The following is a 26,733-nucleotide window of genomic DNA, read 5'->3' on the forward strand; positions in this document are numbered from 1 at the left end:
TCAGGTTTCCAGTTGTTTCCAGAGATTCAGTATGTCGTCTGAGCGGGCGTCACTCAGGCGGATCAAACGTATTTCCAGCGGTACGTCCCAGCGCTCATCACCAGCCCGTACCAGGCGCCCAAACTGTTCGCTTTTTTCCGTCATCCGCTTGGGCAACCAGCCCATGCCGAAGCCCTGTTTGACCAGGGCCTTGATGCTCGCGGACTGGGTATTCTCGTTCAGTGGTAAAAGATTCGCCGGCAGCTTGCCGCGTTGCAGATGCCCGTCGATAGCCGACTGCAAAAAACCACGGCTGTGGTAGGCAATCAGAGGCACAGGCTGTTCATTGGTGCCCGGCAACCGGTAACGGGGCTCGCCCTGCTCATTGGCGATACTGACCGGCACCAGTGCTTCCCTGCCGATGGTCTGCCACTGAAACTTGTCACTGGCCAGGCGATCCCCCCAGGGCAAATCCGGGTGCCAGTAACACAACACCAGGTCACATTCGCCGCTTTCCAGGGCATCCAGAAACTGCTCCCCCACCCAGTTGGTGGCGGTCAGGTTCAGTTGAAGGCGCTCGGCAATGCCCATCTCCGTCGCCCAACCCTGATAGAAATGCGAAAACAGCCCCTGGGTAGAACCAACGCTGATGCGGGCAGACGCTTCCGCATCCAGAGCGGCTATCCGGTCCCGGGTGTCCCGGACCTCCCGGGTGATGCGTTCACACAGTTCCTGAAACACTTCTCCGGCCGGGGTCAGGGACAATGGCAGAGTCTGCCGATTGATCAGGGTGGTGCCCATGGATTCCTCCAGCAGCTTGATGCGCCGGCTGAACGTAGGCTGGCTCACGTGCTGCTGTTCGGCAGCCCGTGAGAAGTGGCGCGTGCGGGCAAGCGCCAGAAAGTCTTCCAGCCAGCGTATTTCCATGGGAACCCCTGAGGTTTGGCAATGATCACAACCGGTACGTTGCTGCAGGCATGATAGCCTATGCGCGCCCGGCCGTTACAAACGCCCTTCCTCAACGGCGTGACAGGCCACCTGCGCCCCGCCGTCGGTGGCGATCAGCTGTGGAACTTCCTGCCGGCAACGCTCATTGGCGTAGGGGCAGCGGCCGTGGAACACGCACCCCGAGGGCAGATTCACCGGCGTGGGCACCTCGCCCTGAAGGCGAATGTGATTGGGCCGGTCATCCTCGAGTTTCGGGATGGCCGACAGCAACGCCTGGGTATAGGGATGCCGGGGCATGGCGAACAGGGTTTTGGTGTCTGCCAGCTCACACACCCGGCCCAGGTACATGACGGCCACCCGGGTACCGAAGTGTTCTACCACCGCGAGATCGTGGGTAATGAACAGGTAGGTCAGACCACGGCTTTCCTGGGCATCCATCAACAGATTCAGCACCTGGGCCTGGATAGACACATCCAGGGCCGAGATGGGCTCATCGGCAACGATAAATTCCGGGTCCACCGCCAGGGCGCGGGCAATGGCAATCCGCTGGCGCTGGCCGCCGGAGAACTCGTGGCCGAAGCGACTGCCCCAGTCCGGATCGATGCCCACCGAATGCATCACTTCGTGAATCTTGTCCCGTACCTGAACCGGTGACCAGTCCGGATGGTGGAACCGGATCGGCTCTTCCAGGGTCTGCTGAATCGTCATTCGCGGGTTCAGGGAGGCATAGGGATTCTGGAAGATCATCTGCATCTTGCGGCGGTAGGGCAGCGCAGCCTTACCTTCCAGATTATCAATCCGCTGGCCGCCATAGTGGATCTCTCCAGCGCTCGGCGAGAGCAACCCCATCACGGTGCGGGCGACGGTGGATTTGCCACAACCGGACTCACCGACCACACACAGGGCCTCGCCCTTCTGCACCTCCAGGTTCACACCGTTGATGGCGTGCACCGCTTCCTGTTTGCGGCGCAAACGCCCACCTTCAAACCGGAGCTGCTCAAGGAAGCTGCCGGACAGATCAAAACGTTTTTCCAGACCGCGGATACTTACCAGAGGGGAGGTCATGATTCGGCCTCCTGCATGCGTTTCTCCTGCTCAATCAGGTTGGCAACTTCGTAACAGGCGACGTCAACGTTGCCGGAACGCACATATTCCGGCATGGCGCGCTTGCACTGGTCGGTGGCGAAGTTACAGCGGGGATGGAACGGACAACCCGAAGGCACATTCTTCAGGGATGGCATGGAGCCAGGTATCTGGAACAGCCGCGCACCCGGTTCACCCATCTGGGGCAGCGCGTTGATCAGCCCCTGGGTGTAGGGATGCTGGGCATCATTGATGATTTCCCGGGTCGGGCCCTGTTCGATGATCCGGCCGGAGTACATGACCAGCATGCGCTGGGTCACCTGCGAGACCACCCCGAGATCGTGGGTGATCAGCATCAGCGCCACGTTTTCCTGCTCACACAGGTTCAGCAGCAGGTCCATGATCTCGGCCTGGATGGTCACATCCAGGGCGGTCGTGGGCTCATCGGCAATAATGATTTCCGGGTCCAACAGCAGGGCGATGGCAATGATCACCCGCTGGCGCATGCCCCCCGACAATTCATGGGGATACTGGTCCAGCCGCTTTTCCGGCGAGGGAATCTGCACTTTCTGCAAGCGATCCAGAGCAATGGCCCTCGCCTCTTTCTTGCTGATCTTCCGGTGTGCCAGGATCGCCTCCACCATCTGGGTGCCGATGGTGAGCACCGGGTTCAGGGTCATCATCGGATCCTGGAAAATCATGGCGATGCGGTTGCCACGGATTTTGCGCAGCTCCCGCTCGCTCATGGCGGCCAGATCTTTGCCTTCAAAAAGAATCTGGCCACCGGCGATATAACCCGGCTTGGCAATCAGGTTCAGGATTGAGAAGGCCGCCACCGATTTGCCGGCACCGGATTCACCCACCAGGCCCAGCCGCTCGCCCTTGTCCAGGCTGAAACTAATACGACGCAGGGCGGTCAGATCGCCACCGCGCACCGCGAAACGGACATCCAGGTTTTTCACTTCCAACAGTGCCATGGTGTTACCCCTTATACAGCCGTGGGTTCATCACATCCCGCAACCAGTCACCCAACAGGTTGATGACCAGCACGAGCACCACCAGCACCAGACCCGGGATCAGGGTGATCCACCAGGAACCGCTCTGGATGTAGTCAAAACCGGATTTGATCAACGAACCCAGTGACGGCTGGGTTTCCGGCATGCCAAGGCCGAGGAACGACAGCGCCGCTTCGGAGATAATGGCATTGGCAATCTGTACCGTGGCAATCACAAAAATCGGCGACAGGGTATTGGGCAGGATGTGCCGGAACATGATGCGCGGCGTACCGAAACCCATCACCTTGGCGGCATCCACATACTCCTTTTTCTTCTCCGCCAGCACTGAGGCCCGGACAGTACGGGCGATCTGCGGCCATTCCGCCACACCGATGATGAAGATCAGCATGTAGATGGCAATCTCGCCGAACATCAGGTTGCCAAAACTGGCCTTGAACACAGCACCCACAATAATGGCGACCATCAGGGTGGAGAACGACAGCTGCACGTCGGCAATGCGCATCAGGATGGCATCGACCTTACCGCCCAGATAGCCGGCCAGAAGACCAAACAAGATACCCAACGCCGCCTGCAGCACCACGGCCCCAAAGCCGATCATCAGCGACACCCGGGTGCCGTACAGAATGGTGGAGAGCAGATCCCGCCCCTGGGCATCGGTGCCCAGCGGGAAGGCAGGATCAGCCCCGTCCAGGCCCACCGGTGGAAGCTCGGAGTTCATGATGTTGATCTGCGCCAGATCATATGGATCGGCGGGCGCCAGCCAAGGCGCAAACACCGCCGCCAGCACCATGGCCAGCAGCACCAGAAAGCTCGCAATCGCTACCTTGTCGCGTTTGAAGCTGTACCAGAAAAAGGACTCGCGGAAGCGGTCCCAGCGGGAAACCGTTGCCGTTGTCATGCTTTCTTACCTGTCAGTTTGACGGTGGGATTGACCAGTCCGTAGATCAGGTCCACCAGGGTGTTGGTCACCACAAAGATCAGGCCAACCACCATCAGGTAAGCCACAATCAGGGGAATATCGCTGCGAGTGATGGCCTCCAGGAACATCAGACCCAGCCCCGGCCACTGAAACACCGTCTCGGTCAGGATGGTGTAGGCCACCATAATGCCGATCTGTACGCCACCCACAGTAATCACCGGCAGCATGGTGTTCTTCAGGGCATGCAGGAAATTGATACGGCCCGCACTCAAACCCTTGGCCCGGGCATAGCGGATGTAATCGCTTTGCAGAACTTCCATCATCTCCGCCCGGATCAGGCGGATAAACAGCGGCAGCATAATGGACGCCAGCGACACGCAGGGCAGCACCAGATGGGCCAGGCCTTCGCTGGTAAACAGGCCGGATTCCCAGGTGCCGAACAGGTGCACCAGGTCATCACCACGGCCATAGGACGGCAGCCCACCTTCGGTGGTAAAGAAATCGTTGAGCCACTGGCCCCAACCGGTATCGGCCGGAAACCAGTTGACCGTTACACCAATGGAGAACAACTGAATCAGAACAATGGCCGTGAGAAACACCGGTATGGAAATACCGACCGTACTCACGCCCATGAAGAATTTGGACAGCCAGGCCTGGGGTCGGATGGCGGCATACACGCCAATGGGTACCGACAGGAAGATGATGATCAGGCTCGCGCCGATCACCAGCTCCAGGGTCGCTGGCAGATGTTCGGCAATCACTTCCAGCGCCGGCTTGCTGTAAAAATAGGAATTGCCCAGGTCGCCCTGTATGGCATTACCCGCAAACCGCAGGTACTGGACCAGGAAGGGGTCGTTCAGCCCCAACTCCTCACGAATGGCTTCCCGCTCCTCGGCAGAGACGGACATGCCCACCATTTCCTGAAGCGGGTCCCCGAGGCCATCCTGAATGGCAAAGGCGATGATGCTGATCACAAACATGACCAGCAGCGCCTGGGATATCCGCTGAACCAAAAACGCTAGCATGAAGGATTTACCGTTGATGAATACGTGAAAGCCTCTCTCCCGCACCGGGAGAGAGGTTGGGTCTCAGGGAGCGCGCTCCCCTTATTCGATAACCAGATCGCCCAGGTAGGGGAAGTTCATGACATTGAGCACCGGCTCGATGTTCACGCCCTTGCGGGAGGCCCAGGCCAGGTCCTGCCAGTGCAGCGGTACGAAGGCTGCGTCGTCGTACAGACGCTGTTCCACTTCCTGCAGCATGGCCGCACGCTTGTCCAGGTCGGTCTCCACGTTGGCTTTTTCCACCAGGGCATCGATTTCCGGGTTGCAGTAGTTGCCGGCGTTGTACTGGCCATCACCGCTGTCAGCATCCGGGCAGAAGGTTAGGAATTCGTAGAAGTTGGCCGAATCCTCGGTGTCTGCGTGCCAGCCGATCAGCATCATATCGGCGGCACGGTTGTCATACTCCGGCCAGTACTGGGCTTTCGGCAGGGTTTTCAGGTCCACCTTGATGTTGATGCGCGCCAGCATGGCCGCCGCTGCCTGCGCGATCTTGTCGTCGTTCACGTAGCGGTTGTTGGGGGCCATCATGGTGATGGTAAAGCCGTCCTCATAGCCGGCTTCTTTCATCAGCTGCTTGGCTTTCTCAACATCGAAGCGAGGCTTCAGGTTTTCGTTATGGCCCTGGTAACCCGCTGGCGACATCTGTGCTGCCGGCGTGGCAAAGCCTTTCATGATCTTGGCAGCAATACCTTCCTGGTTGATGGCGTAGGCGATGGCCTGGCGAACTTTCGGGTTCTTGAAGGCTTCAACCCGCTCCTGATTCATATGGAACAGGATGATACGGGTGCCGCTCATGGTCACCAGTTCGCTGTTGCGGTCGCGCTTGATGCGGTCCAGATCATTGGGTGGAACCGGAGCGATGAAGTCGACACCGCCAGACAGCAGGGCGGATACCCGGGTAGCGTTTTCCTTGATGGGAGTCAGCACGATCTTGCCCACGTTGCCCGGAGACTCGGTATCCCAGTAATCATCGAAACGCTCGAACTCGACACGCACGCCCTGTTTACGCTCGGTTACCGTGTAAGGACCGGTGCCGGACAGGTTCTCGGAAGCGAAGGAGTTGCCGTGCTTGAGGATGGCGTCCTTGTCTTTGCCATCTTCGGTCTGGCCGGAATAGAACTCACTGTCCAGCGGGAAAATGTAGGTGGCGGTGTTCAGCAGCAGAGGGTAAGGCTCGCTGGTGACCAGCTCGAAGGTGTAATCGTCGATCACATTGATGGCGCTGAAGGGTTTGAAAATCGCCTTGAAGTCCTGGCTTTCCTTCAGTCGCTCAAAGGTGAACTTCACGTCGGCCGTGGTCAGTTCGTTACCGGAATGGAACTTCACACCTTCGCGCAGTTTGAAGCGCATGGTCTTGTCGTCCACACGCTCCCAGCTTTCTGCCAGGCGCGGCTCGAAACCCAGATCTTTGGTCCAGCGCAACAGCGGATCAAAGGTCATGTGGGACAACTGCAGAATGCCGCCAGACAACTGCTCATGAATATCGAGGGTTACGGGATCGGCGTCGTACGCCATTTTCAGTTCTTTGGTCGCGTCGGCTGCCAGGGCCAGAGGCGCAGACGCCAGGGCCATGGAGCCAACAAAAGCTGCCAGTATCTTTTTCATCGCGTTTTCCGTCGCTGTTTTAGGAATTTTCACGGAACATCGGTGCAGGACGGCACCGATTGCCTGGCAAACAAGCTAGTCTCGGAAAACCCTTACGGCAATCGAAATTGCAACATGGACCTATTCGTATGGTGAATGACCCAAAAAGCAGCAGCCTCAGAACGGAAAGACAAAAGGCAAAAACAGCGCCGTAAACACACCGGTCAATCCCATCCCCAGGGAGGCAAAAGCACCCGCCGTGGGGCTGATCTCAAATGCCCGGGCAGTGCCAATGGCATGGCCATTAAGCCCCAGGGCAAAACCCACCATCCGGTCATCGGAAATCTTCATCCATTTGGCACCCCAGTCCACAAATACCGAGGCCAGTACGCCGGTAATCAGCAGACCGCCGAGGGTGAGTGCAACCGAGCCGCCCAGCTGTTCTGCAATACCCATGGCAATGGGCGCGGTAACCGACTTCGGCGCCAGCGACGCCAGTATGGAAAGCGGAGCGTCCATAAGCCAGGCAATACCCACCGCATAGACAGCTGCCAGACTGGCCGCCAGTGGCAAGGTGCACAGAATTGGCCGCCAGAGCGCGCGAATATGGTGCATCTGCTGATACAAAGGCACACCCAGGGCCACCGTCGCCGGGCCCAACAATACCGTTAACCAGCGCGCGCCCTGCTGATAGGTTTCATAGCCAATACCACTGGCCGCTACAGCCCCCGCCAGAATCACCGCCGCCATCAATACCGGCGGCATCCACAGGGGGCGTCCCACCTTCGCGAACAACCAGTTTGCCGCCATAAACGCCGCCAGCGTCAGGGCAATGGAAAGCATCGGGCCTGTGGTCCAGACCAACAGCAATTCCTGCATTCGTCCGTTGAACTCAGTCATGACTGTGCCCCCGGGTGCGATCTCCCGCTGTTTTCTTCATCAGCCACAGCGTGGTCACGGAACTCAGCAAGGTACCCGCAACCAAAGCCACTGCAACGGAAAACCAGTGGCCCGCAAAGCGATCGGCAATAAAGAACACCCCGACAACACCTGGTGAAATCAGCAGCACCAGCACCGAGATCAGCCCGCGACTGGCTTCAGCCAACTGATCACTGACCCGCCCCCGCAGCATCAGAGTGGCCGTGACCATGACCATCCCCAGCACGCCACCGCTGATGGGCAGGCCGACCAGCACCCGCAGTGCCTCACCCAGCAGAAAAAACACCACCAGAACCAGAAAACCCCGCAACAACACCATGCTGCTATGCCCCGCCACGCTCAATATGCTCTACACTAACGCCCTGATCCGCCCAAAGACCACAGGACTATTCATTCAATGGCACTGAAAGCCACCATCTTCAAAGCCACCCTCCATATCGCCGATATGGACCGGCACTACTACGCCGACCACCATCTGACCGTTGCCCGCCATCCCTCTGAAACCGACGAGCGGATGATGATCCGGCTGCTGGCCTTCGCCCTCAACGCCAACGATAACCTGGAATTTACCAAAGGCCTGAGCACAGACGACGAGCCGGAACTCTGGCAAAAATCCCTGACCGGAGACATCGAACTCTGGGTGGAACTGGGCCTGCCCGAGGAAGACCGCCTGCGCAAGGCCTGCAACAAGGCCAACCAGGTCATTCTCTATACCTACGGCGGGCGTGCGGTGCCGGTGTGGTGGGACAAGCACCATAACAAGCTGGAAAGATTTAGCAACCTTACTATTGTCGACCTTCCGGCAGAAGGAACAGCCGCACTGGCGGCCCTGGCAGAACGGTCCATGACCTTGCAGGTAAGCATCCAGGATGGCGAAGTGACCATCAGCAACGAGCAAAATCTGGTCAACCTGACGCCAGACCAGCGGCTACCTCGAATCTGAACGAAACGCTTAATGGCCGGGGCTGGACAGAAGCCGCCGGCACACGTAAGATTGCGCACTCGAAATTGACGAGCACTCGTTGTTTCGAATGCGCCCGTAGCTCAGCTGGATAGAGCGTTGCCCTCCGGAGGCAAAGGTCATAGGTTCGAATCCTATCGGGCGCGCCATATTTATCAAGGGCTTGCAGGCAACTGCAAGCCCTTTTTCATTCTCTCTCCTCGAAAAATAACCACTTTTGTAACCACACGATACAAAGCGAAACTTCTATCCGGACGCCCGCCACTCAAAACACATCAAGAGACAACGAATCTCCAAAGAGCATTCGTCCCAAGCCAGTATTGCAGACTGCCCAACCAACCCGGCCCGAGATACGCCTCTACTGCTAGCTCCTTTTAGACTAGACGCCACTATAGACACGAAAAAACCAACATGTAGGACTGGCAAAAAGAAAGGCTCATCTGGCCTGAATATGGACGGCGGCACACCTAATCAAGTCCTGAGAGTCTATAGCCCCTGAATTGGCCACGCAGCCCTACCAGCCCCTTGACCGACAGACCACTGAACTGAGCCACAAGCTCGCCGCCTGTAACGATACGTATCACTGTATCGTTACATATCACGGGACCACCACGTATCAAACTGTATCGTTACAGTGATACGTATCGATACAGGGACGATTAAACGAAAAAGTGTTCTTGAGCTCATAGTTTAGCCGGCCGTTGGCACTGAAGAGTGCCCGCCTGCTTGCTAGATAGTGCTGACATCATCGGGAACTCGCGGTGGCCTCCGGACTAACGAGAACGAGTCGAACTTAACCGGCATAACTAAGGAGTGAGGGGTTCAGCGATTGGCGACGGAGCACTGGCGATATACCGGGGGCGGAAAACTTTAGCCAACATTGCGACTGAAACCGGGATGCTCGCAGATTGATTGGCGGAGGTACAAACGCAAGCTATGGTCGCAAAGCGAACATTCAGCTTGGAAGATAGCGCCAGCCTAACGGGCCGATTCGTGGAATTGCACTGGAACACTCTGGTCCAGTTGACGGACTTTTTGAACTCGGAGCATCCCTTTCGCACCATCAAGCGGCAGTTAAGTTATGCCAAAGTCCGCGATCGCAGCCTGTCGAAGAACACCAACCTGTTCTACCTGTTCGCGGCGCTCAGCAACATGCGGAGTGACAGGTTCGCCGTTTTTAAGCCATTTTATGCGTCCTTCACCGCAGTAGTTCTTGTACTCTTCCGCCACGTCGGGGCGGCGGCTGCTTCGAATGCTTCTTTGGTCTTCGTGACACGCGCATGGCCCTGTTCTTCATGGAGCATCCATTGGTCGTCGCCGTAGATAATAGGCAGGTCCATGAAGGTCTTAACCCTCCATTAACCACCTCCTAGATAGTCTGTATCCCGTCGTTTACCGCAGATTTGACCGCGCCCGAATGGACTTTACCTATGTATCGCTTGCCCTGCTCGAAAGTAGTGCTGACTGCTTTATGCTGCCTGGTTATTGCAGGCTGCAGTTCGTTGTCCACGAGAACGGACTATCTCGCTCAGGCCGATTCCGAGCGTCAGAACGTCGTCTCCAAGTTTGAGATGGAGGTTGGTCTCGAAACAGCCTACCTGAATGAGCTGGTCAACAGCCATGACCTGGACGCGCTTATTGTCGAAGCGCGCGCGGCCAATCCTGATTTCCAGCAAACACGGCTTTCACTCCAAATTCTCCGTGCTCAATACCGAGCGACTCAGGCGGATCAACTCCCCGACGTCGAGGCTGGATTCGTCGCGAATAACACTGACGGTCTAGATACTGCCTACACCGGCACCGTCAGCATCAGCTGGGAGCTGGATTTGTGGTCGAAGATTTCTGATGAGGCGTCGGCTGCCGCCAGTGACGTTGCTGAACAGCTGGCTCTCTACCAAGCTGCGCGGGATACGCTCGCAGCCGAGGTCATGCAGGGCTGGTTGAAACTGGTGAATCTGAATCGCTCCGTTGCCATCGAAAAGCAACGCGCGGAGCTATTGGAAAAAAACGAACAGTGGATTCTTCAGCGTTACCGCTCGGGACTGGGTGACCTTGAAGATCTGGACAGCGCCCAAAGCTCTGCGGCCAGTGCCAGGGCGACATTGATTGCAGTTCAGGAATCCCTGCAGCAACAGCAAAGGGCGTTGAACCTGTTGCTCGGGCGAAGCCAGGCTAGCACGGTCATTTCCGCCGACTATCCGCAGGTTCTTTTACCCCTGTCCGACCTTGCAGAGCAAACATTGCAGCGTCGCCCGGACCTTAAAGCGGCCTATATGGCTATCAGGGCAAATGATTTTCGAACGTCCGTTGCCTACAAGGACATGCTGCCATCCATCAACCTGGAAACAGCGCTTAGCGAAACAGGCACATCGCCCAGTGACGCCCTATTGCGCAACCCGGTGTGGTCATTGCTCGGTCAGCTAACGGCACCCCTGAGCCGTTTGCATGAGTTCTACTACGAATTACTGAAAGGTGAAGCCGGCCATTCATTCAGAAACGCATTTGGTGTTGGGAACGAAATCGCCCGCTCGATTGAGTTCCTGTCATCCAACCTGGACAAAACTGTCACAATTGAAGACCTGGCTGATCAGGCTGGCATGAGCCGGGCGGTGTTCCATCGCAAATTCAAACAGGCGACAAACATGTCGCCCATTCAGTTTCTGAAATCCATGCGGCTCAACAAGGCCGCGATGAAAATTGCTGAAGGCCAAAACGTCAGCGTTGCCGCCATGGACGTGGGTTACCTGAGCTCGTCTCAGTTCAGCCGGGAGTTCAAACGCCTGTATGGCCTGTCACCCAAGCAGTGGAGCCAAACTGAAAAAGCAAGCTGACGGCCGGCTCTGGTATGCCATGTCTATCGGGGTAGTTCCGTGATCGGAACGCATGGTTTGTTATACGAGCCGGTGAGTTGGAATTTACGTCAGGCAAAACCCTCCAGCACAATCTTGCCAACGGCGGTTCCTGATTCCAGTTCGGCGTGTGCGGCACGTAGATTCTCGGCGTTGATCGCTCCGAGGTGCTTCCCTGCAGTTGTGCGGATGAAGCCTTGATCTACAAGCCGTGAGACCTCATTCAACAAGTCGTGCTGAACCTGCATATCATCCGCCTGGTGCATTGAGCGGGCGAACATGAATTCAATGTGTAATGACAGACTCTTCGGCTTGATTTTCATTACGTCCAGACTTGCGGGATCGTCGATCATGGCAATCTTTCCAAACGGCCTAAGCACCGCCACATAATCGTCGAAGTATTGATCTGTGGCGTTAAGACTGGCCACATGGGTTACAGAACCAATTTTGCCAGCAGACACCAGTGTTTCGATCTGGGGCTGCAAGGGTTCACGGTGATTCAGAACAAAATCCGCACCCAATGATTCAACCCAGGCCTTCGATTCCGGGCGAGATGCCGTAGCGAGTACTTTCGCGCCTGTTAGCTGTTTGATCAATTGAACTAGAATTGAACCCACGCCTCCTGCGGCGCCAATCACAAGGACCACGTCGTCGCTTGGAGTGATGGACCCAGCCAACTGTCGCTCAAGTTGCAGGTGGTCAAACAGCATTTCCCATGCTGTTATCGTGGTCAGGGGCAACGCTGCAGCATCGGCGTCGGACAGGCTGGCAGGCTTCCGACCAACCAGACGCTCATCGACAACCTGGTATTCGGCGTTGCTGCCCTGACGGGTAACGTCACCGGCATAAAATACGGTGTCACCTTCTTTGAAGAGTGAAGCGCCCTCGCCTGTTGCCACTACCTCTCCAACGGCATCCCATCCAAGTACTTTGATCTGGCCTGGTTCCGGCTCCGCCCGCTGGCGTACCTTGAAGTCAACAGGGTTCATGCCGATGGCTTTGACTCTGACCAGCAGGTCCCGGCCTTTTGCGACGGGACGTTCCATCTCAACATTTTGCAGCGCATCAGGGTTTTCGATAGGAAGAGATTCCCGATATCCAACAGCTTTCATTATCTGTCTCCGCAATGACTTTCGAGTAGCGCACAGTATGGTCGCCGTTTACACTCGGATAAACGGGAAAATTTGTTAAACATATTCAAAGAATTTTTGAAAATGAGTCTTGATGATCTGATCGTGGTTTTGAGGGTCGCTGAATTCCGCAACATTACCGCTGCCGCCACCAGCCTTGATATGCGAGCTGCCACAGCCAGCGCCGCAGTAAAGCGCGTAGAACAGGAGCTGGGTGTAGAGTTATTCGTACGCTCCACGCGAAGGTTGCGGTTATCTGCCGCCGGCGAGAAATACTTGCCTCACTGCAAACAAGCGATTGACTTGTTGAGCCAGGCGCAACAGAACCTTCGATCTGAAGTTGACTCTGTAACAGGCGAAATCCGGCTTTCGGTTTCATCCGATCTTGGTCGTAACCGCGTTGTGCCCTGGATCGACGAATTGATGGCAACGCATCCAGGTTTGAATCTCAGAGTTCAGATTACTGACACCAACGTGGACTTTTACCGGGATTCGGTCGACATGGCGCTTCGCTACGGCGCGCCCAGTGACACCAACCTGTATGGCTTCAAAATTTGCGATGTGCCGCGCCTGCTTTGCGCATCTCCTGATTACCTTTCGCGTCATGGTCGCCCCATTCATCCTGATGACCTTGAGAACCACAACGGACTGTTCTATCAGTTGCAGGACATCCCATTTGACCTCTGGACGTTCAAACGGGGAGACGAGGAATATCGAGTCAAAATGACGGGCGATCGCGCCTCAAACGATGGCGATCTGGTTCGCCGGTGGTGCGTCGCTGGTCGCGGTCTTGCGATAAAATCGTGTCTTGATATGTCGGATGATCTGCTTGCAGGCCGTGTCACCACAATCATGCCGGACTATGCGCCGCCGGTATCCGAGCTGTGGCTGATTTGTCCTACCCGACAGTCAATAACGCCGGCAATGAGGTTGTTGAGGGATGACCTGCGTGCAAAAGTAGGCGAACTGATGAATGCAATGATTGCCGGAGGCTTTTTTCCTCCGGATCGCTTGTCCGGAGGAAAAAAAGACGCCTGAAAAACAGCGGGTGCGTTATTGATGATAAGAAATTCTCATTAACGTGCAGTACACCACTGGCAGCACCACTAACGTCAATACCGTTGCAACACCCAAACCGAACACGATAACCAGCGCCATGCTCGCGAAGAAGGCATCGCTGAACAGAGGAATCATTCCCAACATGGTGGTTACGGCCGCCATAAGCACAGGTCGTACCCGGCTTACCGCGGCCTCAACCACCGCAGTGAATGCATCATCCTGCTGTTCTAACTGAATATTGATCTCCTCAACCAGCACAATGGCATTCTTCAGTACCATACCGATCAGACTCAGAGTCCCGAGCAGCGCCATGAATGTAAAAGGCGCGCCGAGCAATACCAGTCCACCAATGATTCCAATCATCATGAGAGGAACAATCATCCAGATAGACAGAGCCTGTCGGAAGCTACCGAACAACAGCATCGAAATAATGAACATCCCCAGCAGTCCAAGAGGCAGCGAGGAGAAAAGCGAAGTCTGAGCTTCGGATGAGGTCTCGTACTCTCCACCCCACTCAATCGAATAGCCGTGGGGAAGCTCCAGCGCGTCGACCTGCGGGCGGATCCTCTCCAGCACACTCGCCGCCGTCTCCCCCGACAAAGGCATGGGTTCGGCATAAACCGCCAACATCCGCTCCCTGTTTCTGCGTTTTATCAACGGATCCCGCAGTTCCGTATTGATGGCATTGATGACGTTGCCCGCGCTGACATAGCGGCCCTGCTCTTCACTCCAGACATTGATCGAGGTAAGGTTTTCGATGTCAAAACGCTGCTCCTCTCTTGACCGCATAATGATCGGAATGAGGTCGCTCCCCTCACGGTACACTCCAACCTGCTGCCCCTGATTATTCAGCAACAACGCCTGGTGCAGTGATTCGCGAGATACGCCAAGGCGCCGGGCCTGTTCTTCGAGGAACTCCGGTACGATCACGGCTTCCCGATTACCCCAGGACAAGCGCACGCTGTCGGCCAGAGGTTCATTTTCAAAAATTGCCTGCACGCGCACACCGATTTTCCGGAGTTCTTCGGGATCTTCTCCAAAGATACGAGCTTCAAGACTGGCTTTGGCTGAGGGCCCCACCTGCAAAGCCTGCACTTTGTAATGCACGTTCGGGAAGTCTGTACGCAGTTGCTCAATGACTTCCTCCATACGGGCCTCTCTCGACGCCTTATCCCGGGTCTCTACGATCAATTGGCCAAAACTGGCGTATCGCTGCTCCGGTGAATACGTCAACGTAAAACGCTGGGCTCCGCCACCGGTGACACTGGTCACCTGAACGACCTGGTCCATGTCATTCACGCGCGATTCCAGCCGCTTTACGGTCTCTTCGGTTTGCAAGATGTCGGCGCCCTCGGGCAACCAAAGGTCAACAAAGAAGAGTGGCGTTGTGGCATTCGGGAAGAAAGCATTCTTAACCTGTCCCGAGAACGATAGAACCCCAGCCAGAAGCGCGATCGCAAGTGTTAATGTCACGAAGCGATAATGAATCGCGTAGGTCAGCAGGCGGCGGAAGACGACGAAAACAATTCCCTTATAGGGGTCGTTATCGGATGACTGCCCGACACTCTCGAGCTTGTCGGGATAGAACATATCAAAGAAAAACGGGGTCAGAGTGAGTGCCGTCAGCCAGCTCAGGAAAAGCGAGTAGCACAGAACCCAGAACAGGGAGCCAATGAATTCTCCGGTGGTGTCTGGTGAAAGGCCGATAGGAGCAAAGGCCGTAATGGCAATCACGGTAGCGCCGAGCAGCGGGTACCGGTTCTGCGAGACCACTTCTTTGGCTGCCTGCCTTTTGGACTTGCCCTTGGAAAGGCCAATCATCATGCCCTCGGTGACGACGATGGCATTATCGACCAGCATCCCCAGCGCAATGATCAGCGCACCCAATGAAATCTTCTGGAGCTGAATACCGTGTATTGCCATAAGCACGAATGTACCCATGATGGTAATCAGCAGGATCAGCCCCATGAGCAGGCCACTTCGCAGCCCCATGAACAGCAAAAGCACAATAATGACAATGCCCACCGCCTGAGCAAGGTTCATGAGAAAAGCAGATACTGCCTCCTCGACTACTTCAGGCTGGTTATACACTGTGTTCAGTGTCATGCCGATGGGTTGCTGTTTTTCCAGGCGTTTCAAAGCCTCATTGAGACTCTCACCTACATCAACAACGTTGGTGCCCTCTGCAAATGACACGCCGATGGTCAAAGCAGGCAATCCGTCAGAGTGGTAAAGCAAGGCGGGTGAGTCATTGGTCACCCTGCGAACTTCGGCCAGATCGCTGAGCCGGATAATACCCGAATCAGCGCTTCCAACTGCCAGTTGCTCAAGTGCCTGAACGGAATCAAGCTGACCGGTTGGCTGAACGGATAACGACAGCCCTTCACTGCGCAGGTGGCCAGCGTTGCCCACCGTATTCTGCGCATTCAGAAGGCTTGCCAGGTATTCTGGCGAGATGCCAAGAGCACGCATACGGTCACGGTCCAGTGACACGATCATCTGCTCGTCGACACGACCACCGATACTGACTTTTGCGACGCCCTCCAACAATCGCAGTTCTCGCTGAATGAGATCCGCATGGTCACCAAGATCTTTCAGCGAGTAGCCGTCACCACGCAACGTGAGCAGCAGGCCGAAGACATCGCCAAAGTCATCGTTCACGATGGACGTGTTCACGCCTGGTGGCAGACCAGGCTGGGCATCATTAATCTTTCGCCGAAGGATATCCCAATACTGGTCTAACTCCCCTTCTCTGACCGTCTTCTTGAGTTGGACAGTAATCTGCGACAAGCCGTCCGAGTTCACCGAAGTAATGTCATCGATGCCCGGCATCTGCTGGATCGCTTTTTCCAGAGGCAGCGTAACCTCCTCCTCGACTTCAAGAGGCGTTGCTCCGGGATATTGGGTGGTCACCAAGGCGGAACGTAACGTGAACTCCGGGAATTCAAGCTGGCCAAGACCCAGAAACGCGAACATGCCCCCAACCCCAAGCAACAGCGTGACCATCCAGCTGATGGACTTCCGATCAAGAAAATAATCGACCATCTCAGAGCCCGCCCTCTTTTTCCCAGGGACGGACCGAACGATCCCTGTTCATCCGGTGAGCGCCGGCAACCACGATTCTGTCGCCCGGGCTGAGCTCTCCCCGAACAAGCACGCCATCGTTCATTTTCTTACCCGGCTCGACATCCACCGGCTCGACGCTGCCCGTGTTATCGCCATTCTCACCATCGGCAGCAGCCACGTATCGCCAAACCACGCTAGTGCCGGGTTCTGCGTCAGGTGTTACAAGCGCCGCGGTTGGTATCAGCCACGACGGGGCGCTCTCTCCAGCCAATGTGCCGTAATCAAGCAGAACGGTCGCGCTCATCCCCGAAAGCACTGTGATGTCCTCGGGTTCAGGGAGCGTTACGGTAACCTCATAACTGAGCGACCCCTGAGAGGCATTGCTGTCATGCTCTTTGTAGCTCGCGGCGTAGCGTTTATCGGGAAGCTCGGGAAACTGTACCCACGCGATAGTGTTGCCATTGGCGCGAACGTTCCTGGATCTCTGTGGTTGAAGGCGGCGGACCTGTTGTTCAGGCATCTGGAACGAGACGTCGATAGAGCCGGGCCGTTGCAGTTCGGCAATGGCCTGCTGCGCTGATACAACCTGAAAGACATCCACCGGCACCCGTGAAATGACGCCATCAAATGGCGCTTTGAGAACGGTATAGGAAAGTTGGTCCTCCGCGCTGGCCAGTTGCGCTCTGGCAGAGAGGTACTCGGCCTCGGCCTCATCGAAACGGGCCTGACTGATGGCCTGGCGCTCCAACGATATTCGCATTCGCTCGAAGGTGGCCTGTGCCAGATTGAAATTTGACCGGGCGTTTTCCAGGCGGGTTCTTGCGTCCCGATCGTCCAGGCGGGCAACGACCTCCCCTTTTTCCACAGTGTCGCCTGCTTTAACGGCCAGCTCCGTCAGCTCTCCTCCCACTCTGAAAGAGAGTTCTGAATGGTCAGACGCCGAGACTCTGCCCGGATACTGATTGAGCGTGCCTGACTGCGCCTGCTCCAGCGTCATGAGCTTTACCGGGTAGACAGTTTGCTGTGTCAGAGGGGGCGCCTCCGCCGAACATCCCATCACCAGGAGGCTCGAAAGCATTGCAAGCGCTTGTAGGCCTCTCAAGGGCATGGCGGTACTGACCATCTTGAATTTCATAACGCGTCACTCTCCAGAAAAAATTAGGTATTCCGACGATCGGCAACCGCATCCCAAGCCATATTAAACGCTAATTCGATATGCTCATCGGTACCTTCGAACGACCCTTGCAGGCATCGTTGAACGAGGTGGTAAATCGGGCGGAACATAAACGTTTCGAGAAGTGGAAAAGGTACCGGTTTGATCAGCCCGGATTGCTTTCCCTGATCAACTGCATTCAAAAGATTTGCGGCTCGGCTTTCGTTTCGTGCCTGGATCTCGGGAGTCATCCAAGCAGAATGCGTGAACGTCTCGTGGTAGCGGAATAGTTCCGGACGCTCAAGGCCGATCCGGAACAGTGTGTGCCACTGGCGTCGCAGTCCTTCACGCAGATCTTTCCCGCGAGAAAAACTGTCCAGCGCCGCATCAATGACCTGATCGCTGACGTAATAAAATGTCGCCAATAAAAGCTGTTCTTTATCTTCGTAATAGATGTACAGCGTGGCTGGTGACAAACCCGCAGCCTTGGCTATCTTGCCAACCGAGGTTGCTGAAAAACCGTGATCTGCTACTTCCCTCACGGTAGCTTCCAGGAAGGCTATTCGTTTCGAGTCGTCTCTTTGCCGCATTTGTCTGCTCAACGCTTCAAATTGGTCGGCCTAAAATAAATGAACGTTCACTTATTTTCAAACCGAAAATATAGGCGTATACCGAAGTAGGTGCCCTACTGACTAAATTCCTGATCTTGCAACCTGGGGAATTGGCGCCGCGTTTGCCATCGGCTGGACACCCTGTATAGGCCCCATACTCGGGGCCATATTGGCGCTCAGCTCCACGCATGCCAATGCTGAGGCGGGCATGCTGTATCTGGCGGCGTATTCGTTGGGGTTGGCTCTTCCTTTTCTCGGAACCGCCCTGTTTATTGAACACTTTCGGCAACGAGTACGCTGGCTCAGTCGCTGGAGTAGACTGCTGAGAGCGCTTGCTGGCTTGGTGCTCGTTGTAATGGGAGTAATGGTGCTCACCGGTCGGATGACACTCTTTGCGTCGTGGATGTTGTCGACGTTTCCGGTTCTCGGAAGGCTTGGTTGAGCTTCCTACAGCCAAACTACAGGGAACGGTCCATGGCTTCATGCTCAAATACTGCGTATAAACAGGTTTCATGAACAAATGGGGCCGCTATTTCGTTAACTAATGGCTTTGCATTGCCGAACCATTGAAGCGGCTCATTGTTCTTCAGGACTGAATTAAAAACCGATTCGCAGTGGAGGATCTTGAACGTTCGCTTTTGTTTAGGTGCTCCGGTCGCAAATCGGACATTCAGATTCGGGCGTAACGCCTGTGCTTTGTTCTCAAAACGGGCCTTTTCCTCGGCCGCGCGACCTTGTTCACTTCCCCCCCGCTGTTTCACTGGAAGATCTTCTTGTTAAACCGCAACGCAACTTGCCCGTTCAAACCTCGTAGTTTGTAGTTCTTGTCGTCAACTTTCTTTACACGAGTACAGACGATCTCAGTGACAGACCATTGAATTAAAGGGATTTGACATCTATGGCATCACCGTTGCTTAAACACTATCCCGACCCACCAATGGAGAGGAACATCGAGATGCTAATGAGACTATTACTGAACACTTTAGTGGCATTTTTTGTCTGGGGTGCGGTAAATGCTGTAGCAGCGCCTATTTACCTGAACGAATCAAATATATCGGTTTCAGTAGGCTCGGGCACGTCGCCGGGTTCGTTTAACAACACCTTCTCAGGCGGCCAAACGATCAACAAAGTGATTGACGCGCCTAGCGCGACTTCTGAGGAGTTCCACAATCAAACAACACATATTTGGTATACAGCTGATGAGATCGGCGGTGGCCTGGAACTCTCATTTGACTTTGGGCAGGAGTACGACCTAAACACTCTGCACTTTTGGAATTACACAGGTGAAAACTTTGATGTCGACAATATCGCGTTCACCTTTTTTAATTCCGCGAATTCTCAGGTGGGCATTTTGGATGTTTTACCAGATCTAGGCAGTGCTCCAGGTATCACAGCTCAGGATATTACTCTGGCCGCTCCGTTAAACGTTCAATACGTTACAGCGTTTCTTACAGGATCCAACCGTCAGGTCGATTTTCAAAACATTGGTTTTACCGCAGAATTGTCGAGTCCAACCGATCCAAAACCCGTTCCAGAACCGGGAACGTTAGGGTTGTTAGCTTTTGGCTTGGTCGCGTTGACGAGTCGCTCACGTCGGCGCAAGTGCTAATGTGCAGTTTTCCTGATAGCCGCGGTTCTGTTTTGACCGCGGCTATCAGGATACTGGGAAAGACATCTTTTGATGTATGCCGTAAGCAACACCAGATGATGGCCTTGTTTAGGTTCTAATCACGTCGATTGGGCGGGTTTTACGATGAATGATAGCTTCAGGTCCTGGCCGCCATCTCTATTATGCTTCTCAATTGGTCAAGCCGCCCACTTGAACCGAACACACTACCTCGCGCTTCGTTTGTGACGCCATTTGACCGCTTACCAGGATCATGAAAGCTCGTTTCCCAACCAACTCAGGGTGAACTGAGGGAGCAACTCGCGGTTTTGTTTACGGTGCCGACCGGAATACGGGATGGTCGCAAAGCGAACGTTCAGGCAAATAGATTTTGGAATATGCGCAGTAGACGGGTAGGCACTCTGCGAATGATCGTGATAACCGGTAAAGACGTGATAGCAAGGTGCCAGGCCGAATCCTGGCACCTTGCTATCGGCGTTACTCACCAAGAGTTCGCTGTTTCCAGAGATAAAAGAGCACAGGAATCACCAGCAGCGCCAGAATGACAGCGGAAATCATACCGCCCACCATAGGTGCCGCAATCCGGCCCATCACCTCCGACCCTGTACCGGTGCCAATCATAATGGGCACAAGCCCCCCGATAATGGCGGCCGCCGTCATCATGATTGGCCGAACCCGCATACCGGCACCGTGTAGTACGGCATGGCGGAGGGTTTCTCGCCTTGGCGTCAGCCCTTTGTCATCACACGTTTCCAGCATTTCGTTATAAGCCTGATTCAAATACACCAGCATGATCACCCCAATCTCTACCGCTACGCCGGCCAGCGCAATGAAACCGACACCGACGGCTACCGAAAAATTATAACCAAGCAGATACATCAGCCAGATAGCACCGATCATCGCAAACGGTAGCGTGCCCATAATAATCCCCACTTCGGCAAAACGGCGGAAGTTAAGAAACAGCAGGATGACGATGATGGCCAGCGTTAACGGCACCACATAGGTCAGTTTTTCCTTCGCACGGAGCATGTACTCATACTGACCAGACCAGTTGATTGAATAACCGGGAGGTAGATCCAGCTCTTCACTCACGGTAACCATGGCCTGTTCAACATAGGTGCCTACATCGACACCCTCAATATCCACAAAGGTCCAGCCGTTCAGGCGGGCATTCTCACTCTTAATGGCCGGCGGGCCATCCTCCACGCCGATCTCCGCCACATCTGCCAGGGCAATGCGCTGGCCGGATGCGGTCACGATGGGCAGTTGCTCCAGCTTCTCGGGCGAATCCCGGTAGTCTTCCGGATAACGAAGATTAATGGGATACCGCTCAAGTCCCTCGATGGTTCTGGAAACGTTGATTCCACCAATAGCGGAGGCCACTACCTGCTGAACATCAGCGATATTCAGCCCATAACGAGCGGCACGCTCACGATCAATATCCACCTTGATGTAGCGGCCCCCAGCGACTCGCTCAGAGTAAACGGAGGCTGTACCGGGGATGTCGACCATGACTTCCTCAAGGCGTTTACCGATGTTCTGGATGACGGTAAGGTCCGGACCGGCAATCTTGATGCCCACCGGCGTTTTAATACCCGTTGCCAGCATATCGATGCGCGTGATGATCGGCATAACCCAGGCATTGGTTACCCCCGGGAACCGAATCAGAGTATTGAGCTCCTGCTTCAGCTTTTCGGTGGTCATGCCTTCCCGCCATTGATCCCTCGGCTTGAGCTGGATGAAGGTCTCGATCATCGTCAATGGAGCCGGATCGGTAGCGGTATCCGCCCGCCCCACTTTGCCGAACACGGTTTCGACTTCGGGTACGGTGGCAATCAGCTTGTCCGTTTGCTGCAACAGTTCCCGAGCCTTACCAATGGAGATGCCCGGGTAGGTGGTGGGCATGTACATCAGGTCGCCTTCATCCAGTGGCGGGATGAATTCACTGCCGATTTTGGTGGCTGGCCAAAGGCCCACAGCCAATGCCAGCAACGCAACAATAACCGTCGTTTTCGGGAAGCGTAACACCAGCTTCAGCACCGGCATATAAACGCCAACCAGCAGGCGGTTCACGGGGTTCTTGTGCTCCGGCAGCACCTTGCCGCGAATGAAATAGCCCATCAGCACCGGCACCAGCGTCACCGCCAGGGCCGCACTCGCCGCCATGGCGTAGGTTTTGGTGAACGCCAGGGGAGAAAACATCCGCCCTTCCTGCGCCTCCAGGGCAAACACCGGCACAAAACTGACGGTAATGATCAGGAGCGAGAAAAACAGCGCGGGCCCGACCTCAGAGGCTGACCGTGCAACGACTTCCCATCGGTTCTCAGACGTTAACGGGGTTCGCTCCATGTGTTTGTGCATGTTCTCGATCATTACAATAGCACCATCAATCATGGCGCCGATAGCGATGGCAATCCCCCCGAGTGACATGATGTTGGCATTGATGCCTTGCCAGTGCATGACGATAAAGGCCGCCAGAATACCCACGGGAAGGCTAAGAATCGCCACCAGCGACGAGCGCACGTGGAACAGGAAGACGATGCACACCAGGCCCACCACCAGAAACTCTTCAAGCAGCTTGAAGCCGAGATTATTGACCGCCCGCTCAATCAGACCAGAGCGATCGTAAACCGTCACCACCTCGACGCCTTCAGGCAAACTGGATTTCAGGTCTTCCAGTTTCGCCTTCACGCCATTAATGGTTGCCTGAGCGTTCTCACCAAAGCGCATCACCACAACACCGCCGACGGTTTCACCTTCCCCATTCAGTTCGGCAACCCCACGCCGCATCTGCGGGCCAACTTCAACGGTGGCCACATCTTTCAGCAATATGGGGGTACCGTTGTCATCGAGTCCTAATGGAATCGACAGAAGATCCTCACGGGACTTTATATAGCCAGACGTGCGCACCATGTATTCCGCCTCGGCCATCTCGATGACGGAGGCGCCCACTTCCTGGTTGCCTCTCTTAATGGCGTTCTGGATGTGAGCCAGAGGAATTCCCAGCGCCCTGAGTTTTTCCGGGCTGACCTTGACCTGGTACTGCTTCACCATACCGCCTAGCGCAGCCACCTCAGAGACACCCGGCACCGTTTGCAGTTCGTACTTCAGGAACCAGTCCTGCAGGCTGCGCAACTGGCTTAGGTCCTGGTTCCCAGTGCGGTCTACCAGCGCATACAGGTAAACCCAGCCAACTCCGGTAGCGTCTGGCCCGAGCTGAGGCCTTGCAGAGTCTGGAAGGCTGGGCGCAACCTGGGACAGGTATTCCAGTACCCGGGAGCGGGCCCAGTACATGTCGGTGTCTTCATCGAAGATCACGTAAACATAGGAGTCACCGAAGAACGAGTATCCCCTGACCGTTTTCGCGCCCGGTACCGAGAGCATGGCTGTCGTCATCGGGTAGGTGACTTGGTCTTCCACCACCTGCGGCGCCTGGCCCGGGAAACTGGTTTTGATAATGACCTGCACATCGGACAGATCCGGCAGAGCATCCACCGGCGTTTGTTTCAGCGAATAAAGGCCGAGCCCTGTGATAAGCAACGTCGCCAGCAACACCAGGAAGCGGTTACGAATAGACCAGTGAATAATAGCGGCAATCATGACTCGCCCCCGCCATGGCTCATGGTGCTGTGATCCATGCCTTCATGATCCATCCCCTGCTCATCCATATCCTGAGGCGATGACATCCGTTGGAAGTCCGAGGTTTTGCTGGATTCCGAATCGATCAGGAACTGGGCGGATGTGACCACTGTGTCGCCCGGCGTGAGGCCATCGAGTATTTCCGCATGCTTTTCCCCCACGCGCCCAACGCTGACGTTTATCGACTTGAAAGCTCCCTCCTCCAGGGCCAGAACGAGGCGATCACTCTGGCCAGTGCGGATAACCGACTCCCGGGGCACCAGAAACTGCCGTTTTCCCCGCTCACCCTGAACCTCCAGCCGGGCGAACATGCCCGGCATCAGGGCACCATCCTCGTTATCAAACCGCATCCGGACCCGGGCTGTCCGGGTTTTGGGGTTTACTTCCGGATAGACATAATCCACTCGGCCACGCCACTCACGACCGGGCATGTAATCCAGGGTCAACTGCACCCGGTTGCCTGCCTCTACAGCCGAAAGCTGGCTTTCAAACACTTCACCGATCACCCAGACTTCATCGAGCGCAGCGATCGACAGAACCCTGTCTCCCGGTTTGATGAACATACCCTCGCGCACATTCAGGTTCTCAATCACACCCGAGCGGGGCGCGTAAACGGTCATCGTCCTCTGAATGTCCCGGCTCTGGCGTAACCGGCTGATCAGACTGGCCGGCACATTCAGCGCCGCCAGCCGCTCTGTGGCAGCCTCCACCAATTTCTGGTTGCCACGGTTCATCGCCAACAGCAGCTCTTCCTGAGCATTTACCAGGGTCGGGGAATACAAGGTGTACAGGGGCTTTCCCTGTTCGACAGGCTCGCCTTCGGCTTTGACAAACAGCGTTTCAATCCAGCCTTCAACCCGGGGATGGACGTGAACCATCTGGTCTTCGTCGTAGGCCACATAGCCCACGGTGGTGATGTTGTTGGGCAGCCGCCCCTGAATCACCGGCTCCGTGCGAACCCCCAGATTATTGACAACCGTCGGTGAGATACGGACTGTGCCCGCCGTATCGTCTGCCTGTCCTCCGCCCTCATACACCGGAATCAGATCCATACCCATGGGTGATTTTCCCGGTTTGTCACTTTTGAAATTGGGGTCCATGGGAGCGACCCAGTACAGCGGCTCTTTTGAATCGGAGCTGGCCTGTTCTGCAGAAGAAAGCGCGTGGGTGTCCGATGCAAACCAATAGGTGGCTACCGCACCGGCGAGACCGCCGAGCAACACAAAGCCCAGAGGGCGAACAAAGTTAGCCATAGTGATCAGTCCTGATAACGGGTCATTGAAAAGGTAGGGATCTCGGAAGTGTCAGCCGTCAGGTAGCGGAAGTTCGCCATATTCCCGGCCCGCTCGGCTTTCATCTGAATCAGTTCCACCTGGGCATTAAGCTCGGCAATTCGCGCTCTCACTGCCTCGGCAAAGTCGCCGTCATCGTTGTTGTAGGCGGTCAGTGCCGCACTCGCCTGCGCTTCCATCTGTGGCAGCAAGGTCTGCTCATAGAGCGCTATGCGCTCATCCAGGCGTTGAAGTCTGGCAACCGCAGCCCGAGCTTTGGCGCGAAACCCGCGGAGCTGCAGAATGCGCTCGGTTTTCGCCGCCTCCAGTCTAGCCGCAGACGCGTTGAGCTTCCGGTCCTGCCGATTGCCGGTGAAAAGAGGCAGATCAAAGCCAATCCCCACGGAAAACAGATCGGCCCGGTCCTCGCCGTTCGGAGCCCGGTCCCGATATCCGTATTGGGCCGATATCGACCATTCCGGTTTGTAGGACTGGCGGGCCAGATCAACGTCAACACTCTGGGCTTCAATCAACTGATCGGTGGCGCGCACGGCAGGATGTCGGGGCAGTGAATCAGTAGCGGTTTCAGCCCAGGCAGAAGGGAGTTCTGCCAGCAGTTCGCGGGGGACATGGTCGGTGACGGCCAGCTGTGCCTGATTCAGGCCAATCCACTCGGCCAACGCTTCCCGATTCGATGCCTGTTGCACATGCAGTGCTGTTAGCCGGTCCTCAAGCCTGGTCAGCTCCAGCGAAGCCCGGATAACATCCTGCTGCCTGGCCCCCATGGAGGCAGAGGTGTAGCCCGCCGCAGCAACATCTTCCAATTGCTCAAACAAGCCTCTGTTGCTTTCAATCAATCGGATACTCTGCTCGGAGCGCCAGACCCCCAGCCAGAGTTGCGTGACGGTTTCCGCCACCTGTGCCCGACGATTCTCGCGCATGAACGGGTGAACCCCGGCCATTTCCTCTTTTCTGGCACTTGCCAGCTGACGGCTGTTGCCACGTGGAATTCGCTGGGTAAGACCGACGGTAGCCTGAGTCATGGCCTCCTGGCCCATATCAAAAGTATCTGTGGGCAGATTCGCGGCACCGATGGTCATTCTCGGATCCGGCAGGGCGCCATCGGCAATCGATTCTTCCAGAAGCGCATCCTGAATCTGGACACTCTGGCGAAGCCAGGGATCGTTCTCGATGGCCGCATCAATCGCGCCGGTTAACTCAAGTCTGGGTGCCGTCCAAGCGGGCAAACTGGTCAAAACCAAAGCACCGAGAAAGGCCGGCTTTATAAGGTGAGGAAGAATGGACAATGTTATATCTCCATTGAAATGTTTCTGAATCGCAATCTTATAGCGCTTATCTGAAACCAAACTGAATTGCAGAACGAAAATGCACAATTTGATTTATATCAAGATACTGTTATTCCTGAAAAAAGTTACTTTATTTTAAATTGTTTTGTTTCTTTCAGGATCAATTCAGAAACCGATGTTTTAATTAACTCATCAACCAACTAGGAGGTGTAAAAATGAAAAATTTACTTATATTTGCAGCAGCAGTTACTGTTTCAACGTCCGTACTCGCCGGCAACATGTCAGACAATAAGGACATGAAGGCCATGCACAGCCAAATGATGGAAAAATCATCCATTGAAGAAATACTTAAGAATGAAGAGATGCAGCGCTTGCACAGAGACATGACACGTAATGCGATGTCCGAAGGGGGCTTTGAGGCTCGCGTGCAAATGATGACGGAAGAAGGCCGGGCTTATCACAACGCTCTGAAACAAAGGCAAAAAAATACCGCAGGGTAATTCCTGCGGCAAAGTCAACTCGTGGAGA

20 protein-coding genes, 1 tRNA gene and 2 pseudogenes are annotated in these 26,733 nt (G+C 55.5%); 8 read left to right on the forward strand and 15 right to left on the reverse strand.

Annotation, left to right across the window (positions count from 1 at the left end):
* From ACSSVV_RS12310 to ACSSVV_RS12345, 8 genes are all read right to left on the reverse strand, one after another.
* Positions 1-906 carry a LysR family transcriptional regulator gene (locus ACSSVV_RS12310; RefSeq protein WP_011783999.1) on the reverse strand — a complete coding sequence of 302 codons (906 nt, stop codon included), beginning with the start codon at positions 904-906 and terminating at the stop codon, positions 1-3.
* A gap of 75 nt (positions 907-981) precedes the next feature.
* Positions 982-1,992 carry an ABC transporter ATP-binding protein gene (locus ACSSVV_RS12315; protein ID WP_014420321.1) on the reverse strand — a complete coding sequence of 337 codons (1,011 nt, stop codon included), beginning with the start codon at positions 1,990-1,992 and terminating at the stop codon, positions 982-984.
* A complete protein-coding gene (locus tag ACSSVV_RS12320; RefSeq protein ID WP_023008397.1) occupies positions 1,989-2,987 on the reverse strand; it encodes an ABC transporter ATP-binding protein in 999 nt (332 codons plus the stop codon). The genes ACSSVV_RS12315 and ACSSVV_RS12320 overlap by 4 nt, the downstream gene beginning before the upstream one ends.
* Before the next feature lie 4 nt (positions 2,988-2,991).
* Entirely contained in the window at positions 2,992-3,924 is a 933-nt protein-coding gene (locus tag ACSSVV_RS12325) for an ABC transporter permease (RefSeq protein ID WP_011783996.1), read from the reverse strand.
* Positions 3,921-4,970, reverse strand: a complete 1,050-nt coding sequence (locus ACSSVV_RS12330; RefSeq protein ID WP_011783995.1) for an ABC transporter permease — start codon at positions 4,968-4,970, stop codon at positions 3,921-3,923. The genes ACSSVV_RS12325 and ACSSVV_RS12330 overlap by 4 nt, the downstream gene beginning before the upstream one ends.
* 81 nt (positions 4,971-5,051) lie before the next feature.
* On the reverse strand, positions 5,052-6,614 hold the full coding sequence (locus ACSSVV_RS12335; RefSeq protein WP_011783994.1) for an ABC transporter substrate-binding protein: 1,563 nt from the start codon (positions 6,612-6,614) through the stop codon (positions 5,052-5,054).
* 156 nt (positions 6,615-6,770) lie between these two features.
* Positions 6,771-7,493 carry an LrgB family protein gene (locus tag ACSSVV_RS12340; RefSeq protein WP_011783993.1) on the reverse strand — a complete coding sequence of 241 codons (723 nt, stop codon included), beginning with the start codon at positions 7,491-7,493 and terminating at the stop codon, positions 6,771-6,773.
* Positions 7,486-7,851, reverse strand: a complete 366-nt coding sequence (locus ACSSVV_RS12345) for a CidA/LrgA family protein (protein ID WP_011783992.1) — start codon at positions 7,849-7,851, stop codon at positions 7,486-7,488. Before ACSSVV_RS12345 ends, ACSSVV_RS12340 begins: the two co-directional genes overlap by 8 nt.
* A gap of 78 nt (positions 7,852-7,929) precedes the next feature.
* Here ACSSVV_RS12345 and ACSSVV_RS12350 point away from each other — a divergent pair, with 78 nt between their 5' ends.
* The 4 genes and pseudogenes from ACSSVV_RS12350 to ACSSVV_RS12365 all read left to right on the forward strand — a co-directional run bounded on the left by ACSSVV_RS12350 (position 7,930) and on the right by ACSSVV_RS12365 (position 11,324).
* Positions 7,930-8,475 carry a YaeQ family protein gene (locus ACSSVV_RS12350; protein ID WP_011783991.1) on the forward strand — a complete coding sequence of 182 codons (546 nt, stop codon included), beginning with the start codon at positions 7,930-7,932 and terminating at the stop codon, positions 8,473-8,475.
* Between the two features lie 90 nt (positions 8,476-8,565).
* Positions 8,566-8,642 (forward strand) — tRNA-Arg (locus ACSSVV_RS12355).
* Between the two features lie 895 nt (positions 8,643-9,537).
* A pseudogene (locus tag ACSSVV_RS12360) lies at positions 9,538-9,648 on the forward strand (IS5/IS1182 family transposase); the annotation flags it as partial.
* Positions 9,649-9,995: 347 nt separating this feature from the next.
* A complete protein-coding gene (locus ACSSVV_RS12365) occupies positions 9,996-11,324 on the forward strand; it encodes a TolC family protein (protein WP_181800106.1) in 1,329 nt (442 codons plus the stop codon).
* Positions 11,325-11,413: 89 nt separating this feature from the next.
* Here the strand turns inward: ACSSVV_RS12365 and ACSSVV_RS12370 are convergent, their stop codons facing one another.
* Complete coding sequence (locus tag ACSSVV_RS12370) at positions 11,414-12,454, reverse strand: zinc-binding alcohol dehydrogenase family protein (RefSeq protein ID WP_008172298.1); 1,041 nt, start codon at positions 12,452-12,454, stop codon at positions 11,414-11,416.
* Between the two features lie 102 nt (positions 12,455-12,556).
* On the opposite strand from ACSSVV_RS12370, the gene ACSSVV_RS12375 reads away from it, so the two are divergent.
* Positions 12,557-13,510 carry a LysR family transcriptional regulator gene (locus tag ACSSVV_RS12375; protein ID WP_008172295.1) on the forward strand — a complete coding sequence of 318 codons (954 nt, stop codon included), beginning with the start codon at positions 12,557-12,559 and terminating at the stop codon, positions 13,508-13,510.
* A 15-nt stretch (positions 13,511-13,525) separates the two neighbouring features.
* Here the strand turns inward: ACSSVV_RS12375 and ACSSVV_RS12380 are convergent, their stop codons facing one another.
* Genes ACSSVV_RS12380 through ACSSVV_RS12390 form a run of 3 tightly spaced genes read right to left on the reverse strand, consistent with a single transcriptional unit; the run spans position 13,526 to position 18,292 of the window.
* A complete protein-coding gene (locus tag ACSSVV_RS12380) occupies positions 13,526-16,576 on the reverse strand; it encodes an efflux RND transporter permease subunit (protein WP_014420757.1) in 3,051 nt (1,016 codons plus the stop codon).
* A 1-nt stretch (position 16,577) separates the two neighbouring features.
* Positions 16,578-17,732, reverse strand: coding sequence for an efflux RND transporter periplasmic adaptor subunit (locus tag ACSSVV_RS12385; protein ID WP_008172291.1), 1,155 nt, complete (start codon positions 17,730-17,732; stop codon positions 16,578-16,580).
* Positions 17,733-17,755: 23 nt separating this feature from the next.
* Complete coding sequence (locus tag ACSSVV_RS12390) at positions 17,756-18,292, reverse strand: TetR/AcrR family transcriptional regulator (RefSeq protein WP_014420756.1); 537 nt, start codon at positions 18,290-18,292, stop codon at positions 17,756-17,758.
* A gap of 181 nt (positions 18,293-18,473) precedes the next feature.
* Here ACSSVV_RS12390 and ACSSVV_RS12395 point away from each other — a divergent pair.
* Positions 18,474-18,803 (forward strand): annotated as a pseudogene (locus ACSSVV_RS12395) (cytochrome c biogenesis CcdA family protein); the annotation flags it as partial.
* Positions 18,804-19,259: 456 nt separating this feature from the next.
* Positions 19,260-19,970, forward strand: coding sequence for a PEP-CTERM sorting domain-containing protein (locus tag ACSSVV_RS12400; RefSeq protein WP_227549005.1), 711 nt, complete (start codon positions 19,260-19,262; stop codon positions 19,968-19,970).
* A 495-nt stretch (positions 19,971-20,465) separates the two neighbouring features.
* Here the strand turns inward: ACSSVV_RS12400 and ACSSVV_RS12405 are convergent, their stop codons facing one another.
* Genes ACSSVV_RS12405 through ACSSVV_RS12415 form a run of 3 tightly spaced genes read right to left on the reverse strand, consistent with a single transcriptional unit; the run spans position 20,466 to position 26,154 of the window.
* Positions 20,466-23,588 (reverse strand): efflux RND transporter permease subunit, encoded by a 3,123-nt coding sequence (locus ACSSVV_RS12405; RefSeq protein ID WP_113880705.1) that lies wholly within the window; start codon positions 23,586-23,588, stop codon positions 20,466-20,468.
* Complete coding sequence (locus tag ACSSVV_RS12410) at positions 23,585-24,880, reverse strand: efflux RND transporter periplasmic adaptor subunit (RefSeq protein ID WP_113880704.1); 1,296 nt, start codon at positions 24,878-24,880, stop codon at positions 23,585-23,587. Before ACSSVV_RS12410 ends, ACSSVV_RS12405 begins: the two co-directional genes overlap by 4 nt.
* A gap of 5 nt (positions 24,881-24,885) precedes the next feature.
* Positions 24,886-26,154, reverse strand: coding sequence for a TolC family protein (locus tag ACSSVV_RS12415; protein WP_228225038.1), 1,269 nt, complete (start codon positions 26,152-26,154; stop codon positions 24,886-24,888).
* Between the two features lie 266 nt (positions 26,155-26,420).
* Here ACSSVV_RS12415 and ACSSVV_RS12420 point away from each other — a divergent pair, with 266 nt between their 5' ends.
* Complete coding sequence (locus tag ACSSVV_RS12420; protein ID WP_113880703.1) at positions 26,421-26,705, forward strand: hypothetical protein; 285 nt, start codon at positions 26,421-26,423, stop codon at positions 26,703-26,705.
* Positions 26,706-26,733 lie beyond the last annotated feature (28 nt).

The organism is Marinobacter sp. MBR-105 (assembly GCF_053628895.1).